This is a genomic window from Streptomyces sp. NPDC055078 (assembly GCF_053607985.1).
In genome coordinates this window covers 1-3,273 of the sequence record NZ_JBSGUP010000815.1, presented here as the reverse complement: position 1 = coordinate 3,273, position 3,273 = coordinate 1, and the positions used below count along the sequence as shown (strand labels likewise).

The window sequence follows — 3,273 nt, the reverse complement described above, 5'->3', positions numbered from 1 at the left end:
GCTCGGCTCCTTCGGCCGCGACGGCCGGGGAATCCCCCGCCACCGCGGCGGACGACGACATCAGCCGTCCGGCCTCCGCCCGCCAGCGCGCCCCATACGCGTCACCCCCGCGCCTGGCTCTGCGCCAGGCCGCGGCCAGATCGTCGCCGTACTCCCGGGGCGGCTCCTCGCTCAGCAGGGCCACCACTTCGGCTGCCCGGCGCGCACCCACCTGAGGAGAGCCGTCGAGAAGGGCCCGGGCGAGGCGGGGGTGAACACCGAGCCGGGACATCCGCACCCCCCGCTCCGTCGCACAGCCGTCGGTGTCCACCGCGCCGATCGCGGTCAGCACCGCGCGCGCCGCGCCCATCGCCCCCGCGGGCGGTGCGTCCAGAAGGGCCAGGCCCGCGGCCGACGGATCGCCCCAGCAGGACACCCGCAGTGCGAAGGACGCCAGATCCGCGATCCTGATCTCGGGAGAGGGAAAGCGCGGCCGCCGTACGTCGTCGGCCTCGGCCCAGCAGCGGTACACCGTGCCGAACGCCTCCCGGCCCGCCCGTCCCAGCCGCTGGGTGGCACCCGCGATCGAGACGGGCACGGTCGCCAGTGACCCCAGGCCCCGCGCGTGGTCCATGCGGGGTTCACGCGCCAGCCCCGAGTCCACGACGATCCGGACACCGGGCACCGTCAGGCTGGACTCGGCCACGGATGTGGCCAGCACCACCCGCCGTCGCCCGCCGCCGCCGCGCAGCACCGCGTCCTGCACTGCCGCCGGTGCCCGCCCGTGCAACTGGAGAACATCCGCTTCCACGCCGTCCAGCATCCCGGCCGTCCGGGCGATCTCGCCCGTGCCGGGAAGGAAGCAGAGGACATCGCCCGGGTGCCGGTCGAGCGCCAGCCGTACCGTCGCCGCGACATGACGGAGCAGCGCGGGGTCCACCCATGTCCCGTGTGCCGGGCGCAGCCCGGCGGGCGGAGGTGCGAAATGGATCTCGGACCCGAACCCCTCGCCCCTGCCCTGGACGACCGGAGCCGGCCCGGAGCCGTCCAGGACCGTCAGCAACTCCGCCCATGCCGGTGCGTCGCTGGTCGCCGATGCCGCGATCAGCTTCAACTCCGGCCGCAGTGCGGCCCGTACATCGACCAGAAAGGCCATTGCGGTGTCGGCGTCGAGATGCCGCTCATGACACTCGTCGAGCAGCACCACATCGACCCCCGCAAGCTCCGGATCCCGCTGCAGACGCTGCAGCAGTACACCGGTGGTCACCACCTCGACACGGGTGGCGGGCCCGGTGCGCCGATCGCCGCGCACCGTGTACCCGACGGCTTCACCGACATCCTGGCCCAGCAGCCAGGCCATCCGTCGTGCCGCGGCCCGGACCGCCATCCGGCGGGGCTCGGCGACCAGCACCCGCCGTCGGGGGCCCTCACCGACCAGCCCCGCCAGCGCCAGGGGCACCAGCGTCGTCTTACCGGTGCCCGGTGGCGCGTACAGCACCGCCGTACCGCGCTCATCGAGAGCGGCGAGCAACTCGGGCACGGCGTCACGTACCGGGAGGCGGTCGAGTGCGTCGGATCGGATCATGAACTCAGTGTCGTACCTCTCCGGGACCTGTGTTCCGGGTTGTCCACAGGCCCGGCAACTCATCAGTTCGTATGACCGCAGATCGTGAGGTTCCGGTTGGCCCCGCGCTCAGTCCTGCTGAACACGGTGTTCGACCCCGGTCATGGTCATACCCGTGCGCGCGAAGCGACTTTCAGCCCCTTCAGCCCCGTACGTATGCCGATCAGTCCCGTATGCCGATCACCACGTACGCCATCAGGCCCGTACGCATACGAAGATCGCCGTCCCCGGGATCAGATTCCCGCGCAGCGGGGACCAGCCGCCCCACTCCTGGCTGTTCCAGGACGGCCACTCCGGTTCGACCAGGTCCATCAGCCGGAAGCCGCCCGCCACCACGTCCCGTACCCGGTCGCCGATCGTCCGGTGGTGCTCCACGTACACAGCGCGCCCCTGCTCATCCTGCTCCACATAAGGAGTGCGGTCGAAGTAGGAGGCGGACACACTCAGGCCCTCCGGTCCGGGCTCGTCGGGGAAAGCCCAGCGCAGGGGGTGGGTGACGGAGAAGACCCAGCGACCGCCCGGCCGCAGCACCCTGTGCACCTCGGTGAAGACCTGCACCGGGTTCGCGACGAACGGCATCGCGCCATACGCGGAGCAGGCGAGGTCGAAGCTGCCGTCCCGGAAGGGCAGCGCGGTGGCGTCGGCCTCCACCAGGGGGAGTTCCTCGCTGATCCGCAGCGCGTGCTGGAGCTGCCGGTGGGAGAGGTCGAGCGCAACCGGGCGTGCGCCCTGTGCCGCCAGCCAGCGTGCGCACTGCGCAGCGCCCGCCCCGATCTCCAGGACGTCCAGCCCCCTGAGGGAGCCGACGGGCCCCAACAGTGCGGCGTCCGCCTCGTCGAGACCCTCGGGGCCCCAGATGAAACGGTCGTCACCCAGGAACGCTCCGTGCTCACGCTGGTACTCATCGGCGTTCCGGTCCCACCAGCCACGGCTCGCCCGGCTGCTCTCCGCGTCACCCGCGTCACGGCGGGTGGCCTCCGGTTCGGCCTCCTCGGGGCCTCCGGGGCTCTCCGCGGCCGAGGTGTCCGCCGGGTGCGCGACGGCTGTGCCGGTCCCGGCGTCCTGGGGCTGTGCCGTGTCTTCGGCGTCTTCGGTGGTTGCGGTGTCTGCGGTGTATCGGCTCATCTTCACCGTCGTCGTAGTTTGCGTTCTCACTGCGGCCTAAGGCGGCCTCGGTGGCCTCCGCAAACACTAGTTGTGCCGGGTATGCGGCGATCCGCCCCGGGTGTGGGCCTTCGCGCATTGACCGTCTCCGGCTGCCCCCGTATGCTACAAGTTGCGCTGCGGGCCTGCGCGCCTCAGACAGAGCAGGTCGCGCTCGCATCTGTATGTATGTCCCCTCGGTTCACGAGGCGCCCCAGACGGGTTCGATTCCGGATCTCCGGAATCGGCGACTGGGTCGGCGCTTCCAAGGCTGTCCGGCTTCTGCAGCTGCGATACGGGCTCTCGGCGTAGCAGTACCTACGACTTCAATGTCCGTACCGGAGCCCTTTCCCACATGACGAGCAGCACCGAGACCACCGCCACTCCGCAGGTAGCGGTCAACGACATCGGTAACGAGGAAGCCTTCCTCGCCGCGATCGACGAGACGATCAAGTACTTCAACGACGGCGACATCGTCGACGGCGTCATCGTGAAGGTCGACCGGGACGAGGTCCTGCTCGACATCG

2 protein-coding genes and 1 pseudogene are annotated in these 3,273 nt (G+C 70.8%); 1 reads left to right on the top strand and 2 read right to left on the bottom strand.

The features are described 5' to 3' along the window. The coding region (locus ACWF94_RS37140) for a helicase-related protein (protein WP_453499113.1) at window positions 1–1,564 on the bottom strand (1,564 nt) is incomplete at its 3' end. 234 nt (window positions 1,565–1,798) lie between these two features. After that, on the bottom strand, window positions 1,799–2,728 hold the full coding sequence (locus ACWF94_RS37135; protein WP_453499111.1) for a class I SAM-dependent methyltransferase: 930 nt from the start codon (window positions 2,726–2,728) through the stop codon (window positions 1,799–1,801). A gap of 373 nt (window positions 2,729–3,101) precedes the next feature. Here ACWF94_RS37135 and rpsA point away from each other — a divergent pair. Next, window positions 3,102–3,273 (top strand): annotated as a pseudogene (gene rpsA, locus ACWF94_RS37130) (30S ribosomal protein S1); the annotation flags it as partial.

Excerpts from the sequence above, each read along its gene's own strand:
- ACWF94_RS37135 (WP_453499111.1), bottom strand. The coding sequence starts at position 2,728 with ATGAGCCGATACACCGCAGACACCGCAACCACCGAAGACGCCGAAGAC.